Raw genomic sequence first — 19,650 nt, 5'->3', positions numbered from 1 at the left:
ACCACTTGCCGTGGTCGGGGCCCCGCCGATCTGCTGTCGGGAACCTCAGTCGGCCTCGACGGGCTCCGGGGTCTCGGAGGAGTCCTTGTCCTCCTCGCCGCCACGGCGGCGCCGGCGACGCCCGCCCTCGCGACGCTCGCCACGACCCTCGTCACCCTTCGAGGAGCCGGACTCGAGGTCGGCCTCCTGCTCGGGGGTGAGCACCGCAGCGAGGCTCAGCTTGCCGCGCGGGTCGATCTCCTTGAGCTCGACCTGGATCTTCTGGCCCACGCCGACGACGTCGTCGACGGCGTCGATGCGCTTGCCGCCGACGAGCTTGCGCACCTCGGAGATGTGCAGCAGGCCGTCCTTGCCGGGCAGCAGCGAGATGAAGGCACCGAAGGTGGTCGTCTTGACCACGGTGCCGAGGAAGCGCTCCCCGACCTCGGGCATCTGCGGGTTGGCGATCGCGTTGATCGCGTCCCGGGCGGCGTCGGCCGCCGGGCCGTCGGCAGCACCGATGAAGACGGTGCCGTCGTCCTCGATGCTGATGTCGGCGCCGGTGTCCTCCTGGATCTGGTTGATCATCTTGCCCTTCGGGCCGATGACCTCGCCGATCTTGTCCACGGGCACCTGGACGGTGATGATCCGCGGCGCGGTCGGGGCCATCTCGTCCGGGGCGTCGATGGCCTGGTTCATCACGTCGAGGATGTGCATCCGCGCGTCCCGCGCCTGGGTCAGCGCGCCACCGAGCACCGAGGCAGGGATGCCGTCGAGCTTGGTGTCCAGCTGGATCGCGGTCACGAACTGACGCGTACCGGCGACCTTGAAGTCCATGTCGCCGAAGGCGTCCTCCGCACCGAGGATGTCGGTCAGGGCCGCGTAGCGGGTCTCCCCCTCCACGGTGTCCGAGACCAGGCCCATGGCAATGCCGGCGACCGGGGCGCGCAACGGCACACCGGCGTTCAGGAGCGACATCGTCGAGGCGCAGACCGACCCCATCGAGGTCGAGCCGTTGGACCCGAGGGCCTCGGAGACCTGACGGATCGCGTACGGGAACTCCTCGCGCGTGGGCAGCACCGGCAGCAGCGCCCGCTCGGCGAGCGCCCCGTGGCCGATCTCGCGGCGCTTGGGGCTGCCGACCCGACCGGTCTCACCGGTGGAGTACGGCGGGAAGTTGTAGTTGTGCATGTAGCGCTTCTTGGTGACCGGGCTCAGCGAGTCGATCGTCTGCTCCAGCTTGAGCATGTTCAGCGTGGTGACACCCAGGATCTGGGTCTCGCCGCGCTCGAAGAGCGCCGAGCCGTGCACGCGCGGCAGCACCTCGACCTCCGCACCCAGGGCACGGATGTCCGCGAGGCCACGGCCGTCGATGCGGACCTTGTCGCGCAGGATGCGCTGGCGCACCTGCGTCTTCTGGACCGCGCGGTAGGCGGCGGAGAGCTCCTTCTCGCGACCGAAGAAGTCCTTGGGCTCCTCCTCGGTGCCCGCAAGGGAGACCTTCATGGCCTCCTTGATTTCGTCGAGCCGGTCCTCGCGCTCACCCTTGCCGGCGATCTGCAGGGCGCTGGCCAGGTCGGCGGAGGTTGCCTTCTCGACCGCCTCGAGGGCGTCGTCCTCGTAGTCGAGGAAGATCGGGAACTCCTCGACCGGCTTGGCCGACTTCGCGGCCAGCTCGGCTTGGGCCTCGCACAGGACCTTGATGAAGGTCCTGCTCGCCTCGAGCCCCTCGGCCACGACCTCCTCGGTCGGGGCGGTCCTGCCCTGGTTGTGGACGAGGTCCCAGGTGGCCTCGGTGGACTCGGCCTCGACCATCATGATCGCGACGTCGCTGCCGTCGACGACCCGACCGGCGACCACCATGTCGAAAGTGGAGCGCTCGCTGTCGGAGAAGTTCGGGAAGGCGACCCACTGGCCGTCGATGAGGGAGACGCGCACGGCGCCGATCGGCCCGGAGAAGGGCAGGCCGGAGATCTGCGTGGACGCCGACGCGGCGTTGATGGCCACGACGTCGTACTGGTGGTCCGGGTGGGACGCCAGGACGCTGATGACGACCTGGACCTCGTTGCGCAGGCCCTTCTTGAAGGTCGGGCGCAGCGGGCGGTCGATGAGGCGGCAGGTGAGGATGGCGTCGGTGCCCGGGCGGCCCTCGCGCCGGAAGAAGCTGCCGGGGATGCGCCCTGCGGCGTACATCCGCTCCTCGACGTCCACCGTCAGGGGGAAGAAGTCGAAGTGCTCCTTGGGGTGCTTGCCGGCCGTGGTGGTCGACAGCAGCATGGTCTCGTCGTCGAGGTAGGCGGCGACGGATCCGCCGGCCTGCTTGGCCAGGCGCCCGGTCTCGAACCGGACGGTACGGGTGCCGAAACGGCCGTTGTCGATGGTGGCTTCGGCGGAATGGATCTCAGGACCCTCCATCGGGTCCTCCTTTTCTCTCTACGTCCGGGGGCATCGTCGTTGTGCCCCGGGGTGCGATCTTCAGTGTTCAGTTGTGTCCGGGACCGTGGGACCCGGATACGCGAACGAGCGGCCCCCGTCGGTGGGAACCGCTCATCGCGAAGTCCTTATCGGCGCAGACCGAGTCGCTTGATCAGCGAACGGTAGCGCTCCACGTCGTTCTTCCGCAGGTAGCTGAGGAGACGACGGCGGCGACCGACGAGCAGCAGCAGGCCACGACGGCTGTGGTGGTCGTGCTTGTGGTCACGCGAGTGCTCGGTCAGGTCGGTGATGCGCTGCGTGAGGAGGGCGACCTGCACCTCCGGGGAGCCGGTGTCGCCCTCGCTCGTGCCGTACTCGGCCATGATCTGCTTCTTGACGTCAGCGGTCAGCGGCATGCTGGGACACTGCTCCTTCTCTGGGTTTCGTTGCGCGGCGCGCCCGGGCTGGTCCTCCGGGGCTCTGCGGATCCGCGGCCGATCGAACGGCAACCAGAGCAGGTTACCAGCGCTGCCACCGTCACCCCTAATCGCCGGGGCGTACCCGCCCCGACGCAAGAGCGACTCCCTTCGCGACCAATCAGTCCCCCCGGCCCCCGAAGAAGTCCCGCACCAGCTCGGCAAAGGCCTCGGCGTGCTCGATCTGCGTCCAGTGGCCGCACCGACCGAAGAGGTGGGCCCGGGAGTCCTCGATCCACTCCAGCATCGTCAGGGTGGTCTGCGGCGGGATGACCCGGTCATCGCGCCCGTGGACGAGCAGCGTCGGGTGCGGGATCGCGCGGATGTCCTCCTCCGGGTGGGCCATGGCATCGACCCAGCGCTGCCGCGGTGCGGGGAACATCGACTCGTAGGCCGCCCGGCTGGCCGGCCGCAGGCTCGCCTCGTGGCGCATCCGGACCAGCTCGTCGGTGATGAGCGACGCGTCGTGGGCGAAGGTCTCGCGCATGAGCCGGCCCATGGCCTCCTCGGAGGGCGTGAATCCCCACACCTCGTCCAGGCCCTCGGTGATCTCGAAGGGGACCCCGACGGCGCCCATGAGCACCATCCGCTCGACCCGCTCGGGGTGCGAGATCGCCAGCGCGAGTGCCATCGAGCCACCGAAGGAGTTGCCGATCACGTGCACCTTCGCCACACCGAGCGCGTCGAGGAAGTCGACGACCTGTCGCAGCCAGACCTCACGACCGAACTCGATGCCCTCGGGCACCTCGGAGAAGCCGAAGCCGGCCAGGTCGGGGGCCAGCAGCCGGTGGCGCGAGCGCAGGTCGCGGATCGTCAGGCGCCAGTTGGCCATCGCGCTCACGCCGGGGCCCGACCCGTGCAGCAGCAGTACCGGGACGCGCGGGTCCGCCTCGGGTCCGGCGATGTCGTGGTAGTTGGTGACGATGTCACCGGTGGCGATCTGCAGACCCACCTCGGGGTTCGCGCTCGTGGTGCTCACAGGCCCTCTCCTTCGCTGCGCTGGTCCGCCCAGCATGCAGAGCCCGGCACGCGCGAAGGGGGTGCGGTCCGCTGAGCGGAACGCACCCCCTTCGCCACCTGCGGGCGGGAAGCCCTAGAGGTTGATCATGTGGCCCGCGATGCCCTCGACGGCCTCCTTGACCGCCTCGGAGAGCGTCGGGTGGGCGAAGACGTTGCGGGCGACCTCGTCCGCGGTCAGGTCCCACTTCTGCGCGAGGGTGAGGGCGGGCAGCAGCTCGGTCACGTCGGGACCGATCATGTGCGCACCGACGATCTCGTTGTGCTCGGAGTCGGCGACGATCTTGACGAAGCCGGTCGCGTCGCCGAGGCCCATGGCCTTGCCGTTCGCGGTGAAGGGGAAGGATGCGGCCTTGACGTCGTAGCCCTTCTCCTTGGCCTGCTCCTCGCTGTAGCCGAAGGAGGCGATCTGCGGGTGGCAGTAGGTCGCCCGGGGGATGAAGTCGTACTCCACCGGCATCGTGTCGGCGCCGGACATGTGCTCGGCCGCGACGACTCCCTGCGCCTCCGCCGTGTGGGCGAGCATGAGCTTGGCGGTGCAGTCACCGATGGCGTAGACGTTCTCGAGGTTGGTGCGGCAGTACTCGTCGATGGCGACGGCGCCGCGCTCGGTCAGTTCCACCCCGACCTCCTGCAGGCCGAAGCCCTCGACGCGGGGGGCGAAGCCGATCGCGGAGAGCAGCTTGTCCGCCTCGATCACCTGGGAGTCGCCCCCCTTCGCCGGGGTGACGGTGACCTTGACGCCGGAGCCGGTGTCCTCCACCGAGTCGACCTTGGTGGAGAGCATGACCTTGACGCCGAGCTTCTTGTAGTGCTTGGCCAGCTCCTTGGAGATCGCAGGGTCCTCGGTGGGCACCATCCGGTCGAGGAACTCCACGATCGTGACGTCCACGCCGAAGTTCTTCATGACGTAGGCGAACTCGACGCCGATGGCACCGGAGCCGGCGATGACGATCGAGCCGGGGAGGTTCTCGTCGAGGATCTGCTCCTCGTAGGTGACGACGTTCTGGCTGACCTCCACGCCCGGCAGCATCTTGGTGACGGCACCGGTGGCGATGATGAGCTTGTCGAAGGTGATGCTCTGCGAGCCACCGTCACCGAGGGCCACGTCCATCGACGTCGGGGAGGTCAGGGTGCCCCAGCCGTCGATCTCGGTGATCTTGTTCTTCTTCATGAGGAAGTGGACGCCCTTGACGATGCCCGCGCTGACCTGGCGCGAGCGGGCGTGCGCTGGCCCGTAGGACATCGTGGCGTCGCCCTCGATGCCGAACTTCTTCTTGTCGTGGGTCAGCGTGTGGGCGAGCTCGGCGTTCTTGATGAGCGCCTTGCTGGGGATGCAGCCCACGTTGAGGCAGACACCTCCCCAGTACTTCCGCTCGACCACTGCGACCTTCTTGCCGAGTTGCGCCGCGCGGATCGCCGCGACGTAACCACCGGGTCCAGCACCGAGCACTACGAGGTCGAAGTCAGCCATGCGCGACAGCCTAACCGTGGTCGTGGCCGGGGCGTGACCCCGGCCACCCCGCGGTCACAGCTCGGGGAACCAGATGCCGATCTCGCGCTCGGCCGACTCGGGGGAGTCCGAGCCGTGGACGATGTTCTCGTCCACCGTGCCCGCCCACTTGCGGCCGAGGTCGCCGCGGATGGTGCCGGGCGCGGCGTCGGTGGGCTTCGTGGCGCCGGCGAGGGAGCGGAAGCCGCGGATGCACTCCTGGCCCTCGATGACCGCGGCGGTCACCGGGCCCGAGGACATGAAGTCCAGCAGCGGCTCGTAGAAGGGCTTGCCCTCGTGCTCGGCGTAGTGGGCCGCGAGCTGCTCACGGGTCGGGGTGACGATGGCGAGCGCGGCGAGGGTGTACCCCTTCGCCTCGATGCGGCGGATCACCTCACCGGTGAGGCCACGGCGAAAGCCGTCGGGCTTGATGAGGACGAGCGAACGTTCGGAAGTGTTGGTGTCGGTCACGCGCCCAGCGTAGTCAGGCCGACAGGACGCCCGTACCCAGCATCGCGTAGAGACCCAGCGCGAGCAGGATCCGGTAGACCACGAAGGGGGTGAAGGTGTGCGTGGTGATGTAGCGCATGAACCACGCGATCACGGCATACCCGACGACGAAGGCGACCGCCGTCGCGGCCCAGATCGGCCCCCAGGCGGTCCCGCCGGAGCCCTCCGCGCTCCCACCGACGACCTCCAGGACCTGCAGCCCGCCGGAGGCGACCACCGCCGGGATGGCCAGCAGGAAGGAGTACCGCGCGGCGGCCTCGCGGGTGTACCCCATGAAGAGACCACCGGCGATGGTGCCGCCGCTGCGGGAGACGCCGGGGACGAGCGCCAGCGCCTGGAAGAGCCCGAAGCCGATGCCGTGCTTCCACGTCAGCTCGCTCAGCTCGCGCCGCTGCCGGCCGAGCCGCTCCGCGACCTCGATGACGACGGCGAAGACGAGCAGCATCGTGGCGGTCAGCCACAGACTGCGCAGCGTCGTCTCGATCTGGTCCTTGAAGACGATGCCGAGCACGCCGATCGGGATGGAGCCGATGATGACCAGCCACCCCATCCGCACGTCCGGGTCGTCGCGGGCGACCTTGCCGACGAGTGCGAGGGACCACTTGCGGATGATCGTCGTGATGTCGCGCCAGAAGTAGAGGACGACGGCGGCCTCGGTACCGAGCTGGGTGATCGCGGTGAAGGCCGCGCCCGGGTCCTCCTGGCCGACGAGCTGCCCGACGATGGAGATGTGGGCGCTGGAGGAGATCGGGAGGAACTCGGTCAGCCCCTGCACGAGGCCGAGGAGCAGTGCGGTCAGGTAGTCCATCAGTCCTCCGGGTCGGTGGTCGCGGCGGCCCGGGCCGCCCGCTCCCGGTCGATGCGGACCCCGACCCGCAGGCAGTACAGGTAGATCACGGCGAAGATGATGCCGACGAGCACCATCATCGGCAGCCACACCCCGGAGAGGATCACGAGGACCTGGATGAGCAGGCCGAGGCCGGGACCGGCGGGGCGCTTCATCAGGCCGGCGACGACGATCGCGGCGACCGCGAGCACGACCATGAGGACGAAGGGGGTCACCCCCGCCACGACCGGGGCCTGGTCGGGGTGCAGCCCACGGTTCACGAGCGCCCCGAAGAAGATGACGACGGACTCGCCGCCGAGGACGGTGGCGAGCATCCGCCAGGTGAACGTGCCCTGCGTCCGCGCGCGCCGGGGGGCGGGGTCATTCGCTGCAGGCATGGTCGACAGCGTAGATCGAGACCCTCCGGCTCCGTGCACGGCCTCGCCGCGCCGGGGCATCAGTCGGAGTCACCCAGGTCGACGGGCTCCTGGACCGCGGGGGCGACCGGCGCCTCGACCTCGGTCACGCCGAGGAGCATGCGCACCTCACCGACGGTGACGATCGAACCGGTCGCGACCACCCCGCCGGAGACTCCTCCTTCGTCGGCCATCCCGGCCGCACGGTCCAGCGCGTCGGGCAGCTCCTCGACGACCACGACGCGGTGCTCGCCGAAGACGTCGGCGGCGATCTCGCCGAGCCGCTTCGGCGTCATCGCCCGCGGGGACGTGGAGCGACTGACGACGATCTCGTCGAGTGCCGGCTCGAGCGCCTCGAGGATCCCGACGACGTCCTTGTCCTTGAAGATCGAGACGACGCCGACGATCTTGGCGAAGTGGAAGGAGTCCTTCAGGGCCTCCGCCAGCACGAGCGCCCCGTGCGGGTTGTGGGCGGCGTCGACGAGCACGGTGGGGCTGCGGCGGACGATCTCCAGGCGGCCCGGCGAGGTGGCCCGGGCCAGGCCCGAGGCGAGCACCTCCTCGGCGAGCGGCTGTTCCCCGCCGCCGAGGAAGGCCTCGACCGCGGCGACCGCGAGCGCTGCATTGCTCGCCTGGTGGGGTCCGTGGAGGTCCAGCAGCAGGTCGGGGTGGTCCCCGGCCACCCCCCGCAGCGAGAGCATCTGCCCGCCGACGGCGACCTCCCGCTCCAGCACGCCGAAGTCGTTGCCCTCGAAGAGCAACCGCGCGCCGACCTCGTGGGCCCGGTCGAGCAGCACGTCGGCGACGTCCGGCTCCTGTGGGGCGCTGACGACGATCGCGTCCTCGTGGATGATCCCGGCCTTCTCCCGCGCGATGTCGACCGTGGCGTTCCCGAGGAAGTGCTGGTGGTCCACCCCGATCGGGGTGATGACGGAGACGTCGGCGGCGATGACGTTCGTCGCGTCCCAGGAACCGCCCATGCCGACCTCGACCACCGCGACGTCGACGGGCGCGTCGGCGAAGGCGGTGTAGGCCAGCGCGACGAGCACCTCGAAGTAGGTCATCCGGGGGCCGCCCTCGGCGACCGAACGGGTGTCGACCGCGTCGACGTACGGGGCGATGTCGGCCCAGGCATCGAGGAAGGCCTCGCGGGTGATCAGCTCACCGCCGATGGTGATCCGCTCCCGGATGTCCTGCAGGTGCGGCGAGGTGAAGCGCCCGACCTTCAGGCCGGACTCGCGCAGCACCGACTCGATGATCCGGGCGGTCGAGGTCTTCCCGTTCGTGCCGGTGATGTGGATGGCCGGGAAGGTCCGCTGCGGCTCACCGAGCAGGTCCAGCACCGCGACGATCCGGTCCAGACTCGGCTGCAGGTCGTGCTCCGGCGCACGGGAGAGGATGTCCTCCTCCACCTCGCGCACCCGCTTGCGCAGGTCGAGCTGTTCGGCGGCATGACGACGGTCGGCGTCGGGGGCGGGACTCATGGGCCCGATTGTCGCACCCGTCAGTCCGCCCTCCTGGCCCGCAGGACGATGTCGTGCACGTGGTGCGTGGAGGCCGCGCCGGCAGGGCGCTCCCGACGCTCGTGCCGCTCGATGACCCAGTCGGTCCGCTCGGCGAGCGCGGCGACGATCGCATCGGTGTCGACGAAGGCGTTGTGGTCGAAGGGACGCGTCTGCTCCGGATCGGCCTGCTCCGCCGCGGCGTCCATGTCCCGGGTGTCGTGGTTGAGGACGACGAGGTGCCCACCCGGAGCCACGGCGTCGAGGACGGCTGCCACGCCGCGCCCGTCCGGGGTCCGTGGGAAGGAGGCGTAGGCGGCCGTGACGAGGTCGTACCGCTGTCCACCGAAGGGGTCCGCAGCATTGACGTCCGCCTGCAGCACACCGACGTCGAGACCACGCTCCCGGGCGACCGCCCCGACCCGCTCGAGCGCCCTGGAGGAGATGTCGCTGGCCGTGACGCGCCATCCCCGACCGGCCAGCCAGACGGCGTCTCCCCCTTCGCCGGCACCCACGTCGAGGGCGGTGCCCGCCGTCAGCCCCTCGACCTCGTCGACGAGCGAGCCGTTGGGGTTGCCGCTCCACTGCAGGTCACCGGAGTAGCGCCCGTCCCAGTCCGCGGCATGGGCGAGCGGCCGGGCCGCGGACTCGAGGTCCTCCTGCGCCAGGTCGAAGGCGATCATGCTGCCCACCCGGCTGCCCGCGGCGGCAGTCGGGAGGACCTGGAGCATCGGCTCGGCGAGCGTGCCGGCGACGTAGACACCCGGGATCTCGGTGGCCCCGGTCATGGGGTCGGCAACGACGTGGGTCGCGACGCCACTCGGGTGCTCGCTGGCCGTGAGGCCCACCCCGGCGAAGGGGGCGACCCGGGCGTGCAGTCGGCTCCCGACGAGCACGGCCCCGGCATCGACGACTGCGCCGCCCTCGAGCCGGATCCCGCGCAGGGCGCCGGCATCATCGGTGACCACCGCGTCGGCACGCTCCACGACGACTCGCACCCCGGCGTCGCGCAGCACCTGCAGCTGCGGCTCGTCGGCGGCCACGCCCTCGTGCACGAGGACGGTGAGCTCGGCGGTGAGCTGGCACAGGAGGGGCAGCGGGTGCAACCCCGTGGGCGAGGTGACGAGGGCGACGATGCGCTGGTCGCGCATCTCGTACCCGTGGCAGAAGGGACAGTGGAAGACCCCGCCTCCCCAGTGCCGTGCGAGCCCCGGGACGTCCGGCAGCTCGTCGGTGAGCCCCGTCGCAGCGACGACGCGGCGGGCGTGGACGAGGTGTCCACCGGTGAGCGCGACGCGGAAGCCACCCTCCTCACGGGCGACGTCGGTGGCCCGGCCGGTGAGCACCTCCGCACCGTAGGAGCGCACCTCCTCGCGGGCGATCCGCAGGAAGTCGGCCGGCGGACGCCCCTCGTGCCCGAGGTAGCTGTGCATGTGGTCGGCAGGGGCGTTGCGGGGCTCGCCGGAGTCGATGACGAGCACCGAGCGTCGCTGCCGGGAGAGCTGGAGGGTGGCGGCGAGGCCGGCGGCGGAGCCACCGACGACGGCGACGTCGACGTGCCTCTCGATGACGGGCTGGGTGCTGGGGTGATCGTGTGCGCTCATGGACCTCAGCGTAGGGTTCTCTGACGTATACTGCATAACTCCTTGCAGGATACGCAAACCGGAGAGGGGCCCCACATGAGCGAGATCGAGCAGACCGTCCGCACCCGACTGCGAGGTCTGCGCCGCGCCCAGTCCCTCTCCCTGGACGACCTGGCCGAGCGCTCCCACCTCAGCCCTTCGACGATCAGCCGGATCGAGACCGGCAAGCGCGCGATCAGCCTCGACGTGCTGCTGCCGCTCGCCCGGGCGCTGCGGACCGACGTCGAGACCCTCCTCGCCGAGGACGTGGACGAGGACGTCGTCATCCGTCCGACACCGACCGAGGAGCACGGACGGACCACGTGGATGCTCACCAAGGCGACGGGGACGACGACGGCCATGAAGGTCCGGCTCGACCCCGGCCCCCGCCCGCAGCCCCGCGTCCACCCGGGGCACGACTGGTTCTTCGTCCTCGAGGGGCGCGTCGAGCTCACGCTCGGCGAGCGGATCGTGCGTGTGGAGGCCGGCGAGGCGGCCGAGTTCGCGACCATGACGCCACACGCCTTCGTCGCGGTCGACGGGCCCGCGGAGGTCATCATGATCTTCGACAGCGACGGCCACCGCGTCCATCGCCACGACGGCGCGTGACCTCCGCGCCCGGCGCTGGTGCAGGGTGGAGCCATGTCCGGCGCCACCATCATCGACCTCGTCCTGCTCCTCGTGATCGCAGGACAGGGGGTGACGGCCTACAAGATCGGGCTCGTCGCGAGCGGGCTCTCCCTCGTCGGCCTGCTCGCCGGAGCCGTCCTCGGTCTGTGGCTCCTGCCGCTCGGCCTCGCCGCGTGGGGCCCCGGTGGCCGGTTCCTCCAGGTGATGCTCCTCGTCGTCGGTACCGTCCTGCTCGCCTCGCTCGGTCAGCAGCTCGGGCGGCTGCTGGGGTGGCGACTGCGCTCGCTGGTGCCGGAAGGCCCCCTTCGCGCCATCGACTCCGTCCTCGGGGCCGTCGCCGGCGTGGTGGCGACGGCGCTCATCGCCTGGTTCCTCGCGGCCGCCGCGCTCCCGGCCCTGCCACCCCCGGCGGCGAGTGCCGTCACCGAATCGCGAGCGCTCCAGGGCATCAACCGCATCGTCCCGGGGACGGCCGACCGGGTCGTCGCCCGTGCCGGGACCATCCTGGGCGAAGGGGGCGTCCCCCGCGTCTTCTCCGGACTGGAGCGGGAACGGATCCGTCCCGTCGACCCGCCTCCGGAGGGGGTCGCCGACGGCCGGGGCGTGGCGGCCGCGGCCCGCTCGGTCGTCGAGGTGCGGGGCACTGCGGCCACGTGCAGCCGGGAGCAGGAGGGCAGCGGCTGGGTGGCCGCCCCGGAACGCGTCGTGACGAATGCCCACGTCGTCGCCGGCCTGGAGCACCCGAGCGTCCTCGTGGGAGGCAAGGGCGAGCCGCTGCCGGCCACGACGGTGGCCTTCGACCCCGGGCGTGACGTCGCGGTGCTCGCGGTCCCCGGGCTGGACGCGCCCGCGCTGCCGACGGGCGAATCACTCGAGCACGGGGACCCGGTCATCGCCGCCGGCTTCCCCCGCGGCGGGGCGTACCACCTCTCGACCGGGGCGGTGCGCTCCCGACTCGTCGCGCGCGGCAACGACATCCAGGGCAACCCCGGCGCCGTGCGGCAGGTCTACGCCACGAGCGCGAAGGTCGTCCCCGGCAACTCCGGCGGCCCGCTGCTCTCCCCCACCGGCCAGGTCGTCGGCACCGTCTTCGCCAACTCGACGGCCGAGGCGACCACGAGCTACGCCCTGACCCTCGAGGAGACCCGGCCCGTGATCGAGAAGGCCTCGGATGCGACGGAGTCCGTCCCCACCGGCTCCTGCGTCTCCGCCCCCTGAGCTGCAGGTGCGGGTCAGAGGACGAGCAGCACCACCGGGACGAGCAGGCTCGTCGCGAGCGCGGTCAGGCCCATCGAGAGCCCGGCGAAGGCCCCCTCGAGCGGGTCCTCGTGCAGCGAGCGGGCGGTGCCGATCCCGTGCGAGACCGCGCCCATCGCCAGGCCGCGGGCCCGGCGGTCGCGCACCCCGAGCCGGTCCAGCAGCCAGGGGCCGAGGACCGCGCCGAGGATGCCGGCGACGATCGTGAAGACCGCCACGAGTGCAGGTACTCCCCCGGCCTGCTCGGTCACCGCGATCGCGACGGGAGTCGTCGCCGACTTCGGCGCGAGGGTGCGCTCGAGCACCGCGTCTCCCCCGAGGCCGCGCACGAGCAGCACCGCCGACCCGATGGCGACCACGGCGCCGACCGGCAGCGCGACGAGCACCGGGAGGAGCATCTGCTTCAGGTGGTGCGCCTGCCGGTGCAGCGGGACCGCGAGCGCCACCGTGGCCGGCCCGAGCACGAGGTGGATGAAGGAACCGCCGACCATGTAGGTCTCGTAGTCCACGCCGAGCGCGAGCAGCACCGCGATGACCAGGGCCGTGGCGATGAGGACCGGCTGGGCCACCGGGTGCGCGCCGGTGCGGTCCCGCAGCCAGACCCCCGCCCGGTAGGCGGCCAGGGTGAGGAAGACCCATGTGAGGGGCGAGCCGCGCAGGTACTCCAGCGTCTCGTTCATGCCGGTGCCTCCTCGCCGGAGCGGCGGCGCGCCAGCCAGGTCGCGAGGGCCGCGACCGTGACCAGCCCCGCCGCCCAGGAGAGGGCGAGGCCACCGGTGGCCGGGAGCCAGTCGGAGCGCAGCGAGGCGATGTGGGCCATGACCCCGACGGCCGCGGGCACGAACAAGAGCTGCAGGTGGCGCAGCAGCCCGTCGGCGACCCGCAGGGTCCCCGAGCCCTCACCGGGCCGGCGCAGGCCGAGCACCCCGAAGAGGAGCACCATGCCCACGACCGGTCCGGGCACGGGGAGCCCGAGGGAGCGGGCCAGCACCTCGCCGACGAGCTGGCAGCCCACGATCCACAGGGCGCCCGTGATCATCGGGTGGGCGTGTCGATCCGGATCCGCGCCCGCTCCCCGCCGGAGAGCTCGACCTCGGTGACGCCCTCGCCGAGGGGCAGGGACTCCACGTCACCGGCGGAGCCGAACTGCACCGCGAGGGTCTCCTCCATGATGAGGGCCTGGTGGGCGACGACGGCCTCCCACGCCGTCGGGGTGCTCGTCACCGTCAGGCTGATGCGGTCCGAGACCTCCAGGCCCGCCTCGCGCCGTGCCTGCTGGACGGCGCGCACGACGTCGCGGGCCAGCCCCTCGGCGGCCAGCTCGTCGGTCACCTCGGTGTCCAGGACGATGAAGCCCCCGACGTGGGAGGGCAGCGTCGCGGTGGCGCGGCGGCTCCCTTCGTCATCGTGGGCCACGGTCTCCAGGGTGTACTCGCCCTCGAGCAGCGCGATGCCCCCGGAGGTGACGGCACCGTCCTCGCCGACGCCCCAGTCGCCGGTCTTGCTGCCCTTGATCGCGGTCTGGACGTCCTTGCCGAGGCGGGGGCCGGCGGCGCGGGCGTTGACGACGAGCTGCTGGCTCACGCCGAACTCCTGCGCGGCGGGGTCGCTGATGTCCAGCAGGCTCACCTGCCGCACGTTGACCTCGTCGGCGATGATCGCGCCGAAGTCGGCGAGCTTTGCGGCGTCCGGCACGACGACCGTGAGGTCGCGCAGCGGCAGCCGGCCCCGCAGCTTGTTCGCCTTGCGCAGGGCGCTGGCCCCGGAGCAGATCTCCCGGGCGACGTCCATGCCCATGACGAGGTCGGGGTCGGCGGGCAGGTCCTCGGGCACCGGCCAGTCGGCGAGGTGGACGGACCGCCCACCCGTCAGACCGCGCCAGACCTCCTCGGTCGTCAGCGGGAGAAGGGGGGCAGCCACCCGGGTGAGGACCTCCAGCGCCGTGTAGAGGGTGTCGCAGGCCCGCTCCGCGTCCTGCCGGTCCTCACCGGTCGCCCAGAAGCGCTCCCTGCTGCGGCGGATGTACCAGTTGGTCAGCACGTCGGTGAAGCCGCGGGTGCTGTCGCAGGCACCGGCGATGTCGTAGGCGTCCATCCGCTCGGTGGTCTCCTGCACGAAGTCGCGCAGCTTGGCCAGCAGGTACCGGTCGAGCGGGTCGGAGGAGTCCGTGGACCACGTCGCCTCGTAGCCGTCGCCGAGCGCATTGGCGTACAGCGCGAAGAAGGACCAGCTGTTCCACAGCGGGATGAGCACCTGGCGCACGCCCTCGCGGATGCCCTGCTCGGTGACGACGAGGTTGCCGCCACGCAGGATCGGGCTGGACATGAGGAACCAGCGCATCGCGTCGGCGCCGTCCCGGTCGAAGACCTCGGAGACGTCCGGGTAGTTGCGCAGCGACTTGGACATCTTCTGCCCGTCGTTGCCGAGGACGATGCCGTGGCTGACGCACGAGGAGAAGGCCGGCCGGTCGAAGAGCGCGGTGGCCAGGATGTGCAGCGTGTAGAACCAGCCGCGCGTCTGCCCGATGTACTCGACGATGAAGTCGCCCGGGAAGTGGTGCTCGAACCAGTCGGCGTTCTCGAAGGGGTAGTGCACCTGGGCATAGCTCATCGAGCCGGAGTCGAACCACACGTCGAGGACGTCCTCGACGCGGCGCATCGTGCTCCTGCCCGTCGGGTCGTCCGGGTTGGGCCGGGTGAGGTCGTCGACCCACGGCCGGTGCAGGTCCGGCTCACCGTCGGCATTGCGCGGCAGCCGACCGAAGTCGCGCTCGAGCTCCTCGAAGGAACCGTAGACGTCGATGCGCGGGTGGGCCGGGTCATCGGACTTCCACACCGGGACCGGGCTGCCCCAGAAGCGGTTCCGGGTGATCGACCAGTCGCGGGCGTTCTCCAGCCACTTGCCGAACTGGCCGTGCTTGACGTGCTCGGGCACCCAGGTGATCTGCTCGTTGTTCGCGAGCATCCGCTCCTTGATCGCCGTGACCTCGACGAACCAGGACTCGACGCCCTTGTAGATCAGCGGCTGCCGGCAGCGCCAGCAGTGCGGGTAGGAGTGCTCGTAGGTCTCCCGGCGCAGCAGGATCGTGCCGGGACTGACGGCGTCGCTCGGAGAGCCCTGGGTGCTCGCCTTGAGCGCGTCCATGATCGGACCGTTGGCCTCGAAGACGAGCAGTCCCTCGTAGTGGGTGACCGGGGCCGTGAAGCGCCCGTCCTTGCCGACCGGCATCACCGCCTCGATGCCCTCGCGGTCGGTGACCTCCTTGTCGACCTCACCGAAGGCGCCGGCGGAGTGGACCAGGCCGGTGCCGTCGGTCGTCGTGACGGCGTCGTCGGCGGCGACGACGCGGAAGGCGTTCTCGTGCCCGGCGTAGTAGCTCATCGGCGGGGTGTAGGTGCGCCCGAGCAGCTGCTCGCCGGTGTACCGACCGAGCACGGTGGGCTCCTTGCCGAGCTCCCGGGCGTAGGCGGCCAGCCGGGCCTCGGCAAGCACGTAGCGGGCGTCGCCCCCTTCGCCCCCGGGCACGGGTGCCTCGACCACGACGTAGTCGATCCCGGTGCCGACCATGACCGCCAGGTGGCTCGGGAGGGTCCACGGGGTCGTCGTCCACACGAGCAGGTGGGCCCCGTCGAGCACCGGGTCCTCACCGGTGACGTCGAGCCGCAGGCCGACCGTGACCGAGGGGTCCTGCCGGGACTGGTAGACCTCGTCGTCCATCCGCAGCTCGTGGTTCGACAGCGGCGTCTCGTCGTTCCAGCAGTAGGGCAGCACCCGGAAGCCCTCGTAGACCAGCCCCTGGTCGTACATCGACGTGAAGGCCCAGAGGACGGACTCCATGAAGCCCGGGTTGAGGGTCTTGTAGTCGTTCTCGAAGTCGACCCAGCGCGCCTGCCGGGTGACGTAGTCCCGCCACTCACCCGTGTACTTCAGCACCGACGCGCGGCAGGCGTCGTTGAACTTCTCGATGCCGAGCTCGCGGATCTCGTCGGTCGTCTTCAGACCCAGCTGGCTCATCGCCTCCAGCTCGGCGGGCAACCCGTGGGTGTCCCACCCGAAGCGGCGCTCCACGCGCTTGCCGCGCATCGTCTGGTAGCGCGGGACGACGTCCTTGACGTAGCCGGTGAGCAGGTGCCCGTAGTGCGGCAGTCCGTTGGCGAAGGGCGGACCGTCGTAGAAGACGAACTCGTTGTCGCCGTCCTCGCCGGGGTCACGCTGGTCGATCGAGGCCTGGAAGGTGCCGTCGGACTCCCAGTAGCGCAGCACCTGGCGCTCGATCTCGGGGAAGGACGGGGACGTGGCGACGGTGGTCGCGTCGGTGGTGGAGACCTTGGGATAGGTCATCGCGGCGGCTCCGGGTACTGGTCTGCTCGGACATCGGTCACGAGGACGACGTCACCACCTCGGTGGCGGGCGCCGCGGTACCACCCCGCTTGCCCCGCCCCCTTCGCGAAGGGGGTCGTGGCCGCTCTTGGTCACCGGCCGTGACGTGGCCCGACGTCCGGGTCTAGTGGGGAGGCCCCGAAGGGGGCCGGTCCCGTTCTTCCGGAGGCTCGCCGCTGATGACGGCTCGAACGCCTGTGGGCGCCAGTGTAACGCCGCGCTAGCATGGTCCCAGCACTGCCGTGAGGCAGACGCGCGTCCGAGGGGAAGCCGGCGAGACTCCGGCGCTGTCCCGCAACCGTGAGCCGATCGAGGCGAGCCGGAGGACCGAGGGCGACGCGAGGCTCACCACAACCCGTCGCGGACAACGGGTCGAGCCCGACGCGCACCAGCGTCCGGGTAGGCACCGGGTCCCCTCGACAGAGAGGTCGTACCGACCGTGCGCACCGCCATCGCCCGCCTGGGCCTGACCACCCTGCTCGCCACCGGGGGTCTCGCCCTCGCCGCCCCCGCCCACGCCGCACCGGCCGAGTCCGGGAGCTGCGACGGCGTGGCCGTCCTCGTCGAGCACGACGGCTCCAGCAGCGCCGGCTGCGCCGAGGGCGACCCGAAGACCGCCGGCAAGGCGCTGCAGGCGGCCGGCTTCGAGATCGAGAAGGTCCAGTCCGACCCGAAGCTGCTGTGCGCGATCGACGGTGTCCCGGACACCTCGTGCGCCAAGGCGCCCGAGGCCGACGCCTTCTGGGGCTTCTTCACCGCCGACGGCAACTCCTGGGCCTTCGCGGACAAGGGGGTCTTCGCCTTCGACCCCGAGCCCGGCAGCACGATCGCCTTCAGCTTCGGCAGCGGTGACGAGCCCACGACGAAGCCGACGAAGGCCAGCGCCGAGGCCGCCTCCGCGGCGGAGTCCGCCTCCTCCGACGAGGAGACCAGCGCCTCGGACTCCTCGGACGAGGAGGACGACAGCGGCTCCACCGCCCTGGTGACCACGGTCGGCGGCGTCGTCGTCCTCGCGATCCTCGCGGGCGCCGGCTTCCTCGTCGCCCGTCGCCGCCGCAGCTGAGGCCGGCCGTGCCCGTGGCCGCCCCGCGCACCCTCCACCCGGGGGCGTGGTGGCTGTGGGCGATCGGTCTGGCGGTCGCCTGCTCGCAGACGACGAACCCGCTCGTGCTGCTCATCGCGGCGGCCTCGGTGACCTTCGTCGTCCTCTCCCGGCGGAGCAGCTCCCCCTGGGGGAGGGCCTTCGTGCTCTACGCCGTGCTCGGCGGATTCATCATCGCGCTGCGCATCGTGCTGCACGTCCTCGTCGGCGACAAGTGGGGCGAGATCGTCGTCCTGCCGCTGCCGGAGATCGGCCTGCCATCGTGGGCCGCGGGCATCGACCTGCTCGGTGACGTGCGGGTCGAGGGGCTGCTCGCGACGACCTTCGAGGGCATGCGCCTCGCGATGATGATCCTGTGCATCGGCGCCGCCAACGCCCTGGGCGACCCCAAGCGGCTGCTCGCGGCCCTGCCCGGGGCGCTGCAGGAGATCGGGACGGCGATCATCGTGGCGATCAGCGTCGCCCCCCAGCTGGCGACCTCGGTGCGCCGCGTGCACCGGGCCCGGCTGCTGCGTGGCGACTCCGCCCGCGGGCTGCGCGCCTTCCGGCGTGTGGCGATGCCGGTGCTCGAGGACACCTTGGAGCGTTCCCTGACCCTGGCCGCGTCGATGGACGCCCGTGGGTACGGCCGCCGGGGCGAGGTCTCGACCGCGCGCCACCGCCTCACCGGCGCCCTGACCCTCGGCGGGTTGCTCGGGCTCGCCGTCGGCAGCTACCGCCTCCTCGCCGGCCACGGAGCCGCCTGGGTCGGGGTGCCCGCCCTGCTCCTCGGGGTGCTGCTCGCCGGGCTCGGTCTGGCCTCGGGCTCGCGCGCGGTCAGCCGCACGACCTACCGCCCCACCCCGTGGCGCCTCCCCGAGACCGTCACCGCCCTCGCCGGAGTGCTCGTCGCTGCCGGTGCCGTGGCCAGCACGCAGTGGGAGCCGAGCGCCATGAGCATGCCGCTGTCCCCGGTCGGGCCGCCCGGCCTGCCCCTGCTCCTGACGACCGGACTCCTCCTCGCGGCGCTGCCGGGCCTGCTCACGCCCGAGCCACCGGCGCCGCGCGAGCGGGTCCGCGGCCGACCGACGGTGGAGCCCGCCGCGCGTCGACACCCCCGGACCGAAGGGAGTCACCCATGACCCTGCTGCCCGAGCCGGCCGTCCGCTTCGAGGACGTGACCATCACCTACGGGGGCGCAGACTCCCCCGCGCTCTCCCACGTCGACCTGGCGATCGAGGAGGGCGAGCTCGCGCTCGTCGTGGGACGCACCGGATCCGGCAAGTCCACCCTGCTGCGGGCGATCAACGGACTCGTGCCCCACTTCACCGGCGGCCGGCTCGAGGGGCGGGTCCTCGTCGCCGGTCGCGACACGTCGACCCACCAACCGCGCGACCTCGCCGACGTCGTCGGCGTCGTCGGGCAGGACCCGCTGGCCGGCTTCGTCACCGAGACCGTCGAGGTCGAGCTGGCCTACGGCATGGAGCAGCTCGGCCTCCCACCGGACACGATGCGCCGGCGGGTCGAGGAGGTCCTCGACGTCATGGACATCGCCGAGCTGCGGGATGCACCGCTGCGTGACCTCTCCGGCGGGCAGCAGCAACGGGTCGCCATCGGTGCCGTGCTCACCCAGGACCCCCGCGTCATCGTCCTCGACGAACCGACCTCCGCCCTGGACCCGACCGCCGCGGCCGACGTGCTCGCCGCGATCTCCCGGCTGGTCCACGACCTCTCGACCACCGTCGTCGTCGCCGAGCACCGCATCGAGCGCGTCATCCACCACGCGGACTCGATCATCCGCGTCGAGGACGGCCGGGTGGAGCACGCGGACCCCGCCCGGGCCATGGCCACCGCCAGCGTCGCACCCCCGGTGGTCCGGCTCGGCCGGCTCGCCGGCTGGGACCCGCTGCCGCTGTCGGTGCGTGACGCCCGGCGGGCGGCGCGCCCCCTTCGCCGGCAGCTCGCCGACCTGGCTCCCGCACCGCCGGCCCCGGCCCGGCCCGCCGGCCTCGAGGCGCAGGGGGTCGGTGTCGCCCACGGCCGGCTC

General features: G+C 71.6%; 17 protein-coding genes and 1 riboswitch. Of the genes, 5 read left to right on the top strand and 12 right to left on the bottom strand.

What is annotated here, in order from left to right:
• Positions 1-45 precede the first annotated feature (45 nt).
• The 9 genes from JCO01S_RS13450 to JCO01S_RS13410 all read right to left on the bottom strand — a co-directional run bounded on the left by JCO01S_RS13450 (position 46) and on the right by JCO01S_RS13410 (position 10,237).
• The gene (locus tag JCO01S_RS13450; protein ID WP_068256735.1) at positions 46-2,394 is read right to left on the bottom strand and encodes a polyribonucleotide nucleotidyltransferase; all 2,349 of its coding nucleotides are present in this window, start codon (positions 2,392-2,394) and stop codon (positions 46-48) included.
• Positions 2,395-2,540: 146 nt separating this feature from the next.
• Complete coding sequence (rpsO, locus tag JCO01S_RS13445) at positions 2,541-2,810, bottom strand: 30S ribosomal protein S15 (RefSeq protein ID WP_068256732.1); 270 nt, start codon at positions 2,808-2,810, stop codon at positions 2,541-2,543.
• 181 nt (positions 2,811-2,991) lie between these two features.
• Positions 2,992-3,849: an alpha/beta fold hydrolase gene (locus JCO01S_RS13440; RefSeq protein ID WP_068256729.1), complete on the bottom strand. Its 858-nt coding sequence runs from the start codon at positions 3,847-3,849 to the stop codon at positions 2,992-2,994.
• 114 nt (positions 3,850-3,963) lie between these two features.
• Positions 3,964-5,361 carry a dihydrolipoyl dehydrogenase gene (gene lpdA / locus JCO01S_RS13435; RefSeq protein WP_068256726.1) on the bottom strand — a complete coding sequence of 466 codons (1,398 nt, stop codon included), beginning with the start codon at positions 5,359-5,361 and terminating at the stop codon, positions 3,964-3,966.
• Positions 5,362-5,415: 54 nt separating this feature from the next.
• Positions 5,416-5,850, bottom strand: a complete 435-nt coding sequence (ndk, locus tag JCO01S_RS13430; RefSeq protein WP_068256723.1) for a nucleoside-diphosphate kinase — start codon at positions 5,848-5,850, stop codon at positions 5,416-5,418.
• Between the two features lie 13 nt (positions 5,851-5,863).
• Entirely contained in the window at positions 5,864-6,697 is an 834-nt protein-coding gene (locus tag JCO01S_RS13425) for an undecaprenyl-diphosphate phosphatase (protein WP_068256720.1), read from the bottom strand.
• Entirely contained in the window at positions 6,697-7,113 is a 417-nt protein-coding gene (locus JCO01S_RS13420) for a DUF4233 domain-containing protein (protein WP_084342923.1), read from the bottom strand. Before JCO01S_RS13420 ends, JCO01S_RS13425 begins: the two co-directional genes overlap by 1 nt.
• A 59-nt stretch (positions 7,114-7,172) precedes the next feature.
• Complete coding sequence (locus tag JCO01S_RS13415) at positions 7,173-8,615, bottom strand: bifunctional folylpolyglutamate synthase/dihydrofolate synthase (RefSeq protein WP_068256714.1); 1,443 nt, start codon at positions 8,613-8,615, stop codon at positions 7,173-7,175.
• A gap of 20 nt (positions 8,616-8,635) precedes the next feature.
• Positions 8,636-10,237 carry a bifunctional NAD(P)/FAD-dependent oxidoreductase/class I SAM-dependent methyltransferase gene (locus tag JCO01S_RS13410; protein WP_068256712.1) on the bottom strand — a complete coding sequence of 534 codons (1,602 nt, stop codon included), beginning with the start codon at positions 10,235-10,237 and terminating at the stop codon, positions 8,636-8,638.
• A 75-nt stretch (positions 10,238-10,312) separates the two neighbouring features.
• Here JCO01S_RS13410 and JCO01S_RS13405 point away from each other — a divergent pair, with 75 nt between their 5' ends.
• Together JCO01S_RS13405 and JCO01S_RS13400 are read left to right on the top strand one after the other, a co-directional pair.
• Positions 10,313-10,864 (top strand): helix-turn-helix domain-containing protein, encoded by a 552-nt coding sequence (locus tag JCO01S_RS13405; RefSeq protein WP_068256709.1) that lies wholly within the window; start codon positions 10,313-10,315, stop codon positions 10,862-10,864.
• 33 nt (positions 10,865-10,897) lie between these two features.
• Positions 10,898-12,103, top strand: a complete 1,206-nt coding sequence (locus tag JCO01S_RS13400) for a MarP family serine protease (RefSeq protein WP_068256706.1) — start codon at positions 10,898-10,900, stop codon at positions 12,101-12,103.
• A gap of 14 nt (positions 12,104-12,117) precedes the next feature.
• Here the strand turns inward: JCO01S_RS13400 and JCO01S_RS13395 are convergent, their stop codons facing one another.
• From JCO01S_RS13395 to ileS, 3 genes are read right to left on the bottom strand one after another with little or no spacing between them, the layout of a single operon-like run.
• Entirely contained in the window at positions 12,118-12,822 is a 705-nt protein-coding gene (locus JCO01S_RS13395) for an LrgB family protein (protein ID WP_068256703.1), read from the bottom strand.
• Positions 12,819-13,181: a CidA/LrgA family protein gene (locus JCO01S_RS13390; protein ID WP_068256700.1), complete on the bottom strand. Its 363-nt coding sequence runs from the start codon at positions 13,179-13,181 to the stop codon at positions 12,819-12,821. Before JCO01S_RS13390 ends, JCO01S_RS13395 begins: the two co-directional genes overlap by 4 nt.
• A complete protein-coding gene (gene ileS / locus JCO01S_RS13385) occupies positions 13,178-16,483 on the bottom strand; it encodes an isoleucine--tRNA ligase (protein WP_068256697.1) in 3,306 nt (1,101 codons plus the stop codon). Before ileS ends, JCO01S_RS13390 begins: the two co-directional genes overlap by 4 nt.
• 303 nt (positions 16,484-16,786) lie before the next feature.
• Positions 16,787-16,851: riboswitch (cobalamin riboswitch) on the top strand.
• 110 nt (positions 16,852-16,961) lie between these two features.
• Here ileS and JCO01S_RS13380 point away from each other — a divergent pair.
• From JCO01S_RS13380 to JCO01S_RS13370, 3 genes are all read left to right on the top strand, one after another.
• Complete coding sequence (locus JCO01S_RS13380; protein WP_068256694.1) at positions 16,962-17,585, top strand: hypothetical protein; 624 nt, start codon at positions 16,962-16,964, stop codon at positions 17,583-17,585.
• 8 nt (positions 17,586-17,593) lie between these two features.
• Positions 17,594-18,745: an energy-coupling factor transporter transmembrane component T gene (locus tag JCO01S_RS13375; RefSeq protein WP_068256689.1), complete on the top strand. Its 1,152-nt coding sequence runs from the start codon at positions 17,594-17,596 to the stop codon at positions 18,743-18,745.
• A partial coding sequence (locus JCO01S_RS13370; protein ID WP_157074632.1) for an ABC transporter ATP-binding protein occupies positions 18,742-19,650 on the top strand: 909 nt, incomplete at its 3' end. The genes JCO01S_RS13375 and JCO01S_RS13370, both read left to right, overlap by 4 nt.

The sequence above is a fragment of the Janibacter corallicola NBRC 107790 genome (genome assembly GCF_001570965.1).
GTDB lineage: Bacteria > Actinomycetota > Actinomycetes > Actinomycetales > Dermatophilaceae > Janibacter > Janibacter corallicola.
Note: the sequence above shows the minus strand (reverse complement) of the source record. Positions and strands in the feature narration are given on the sequence as shown.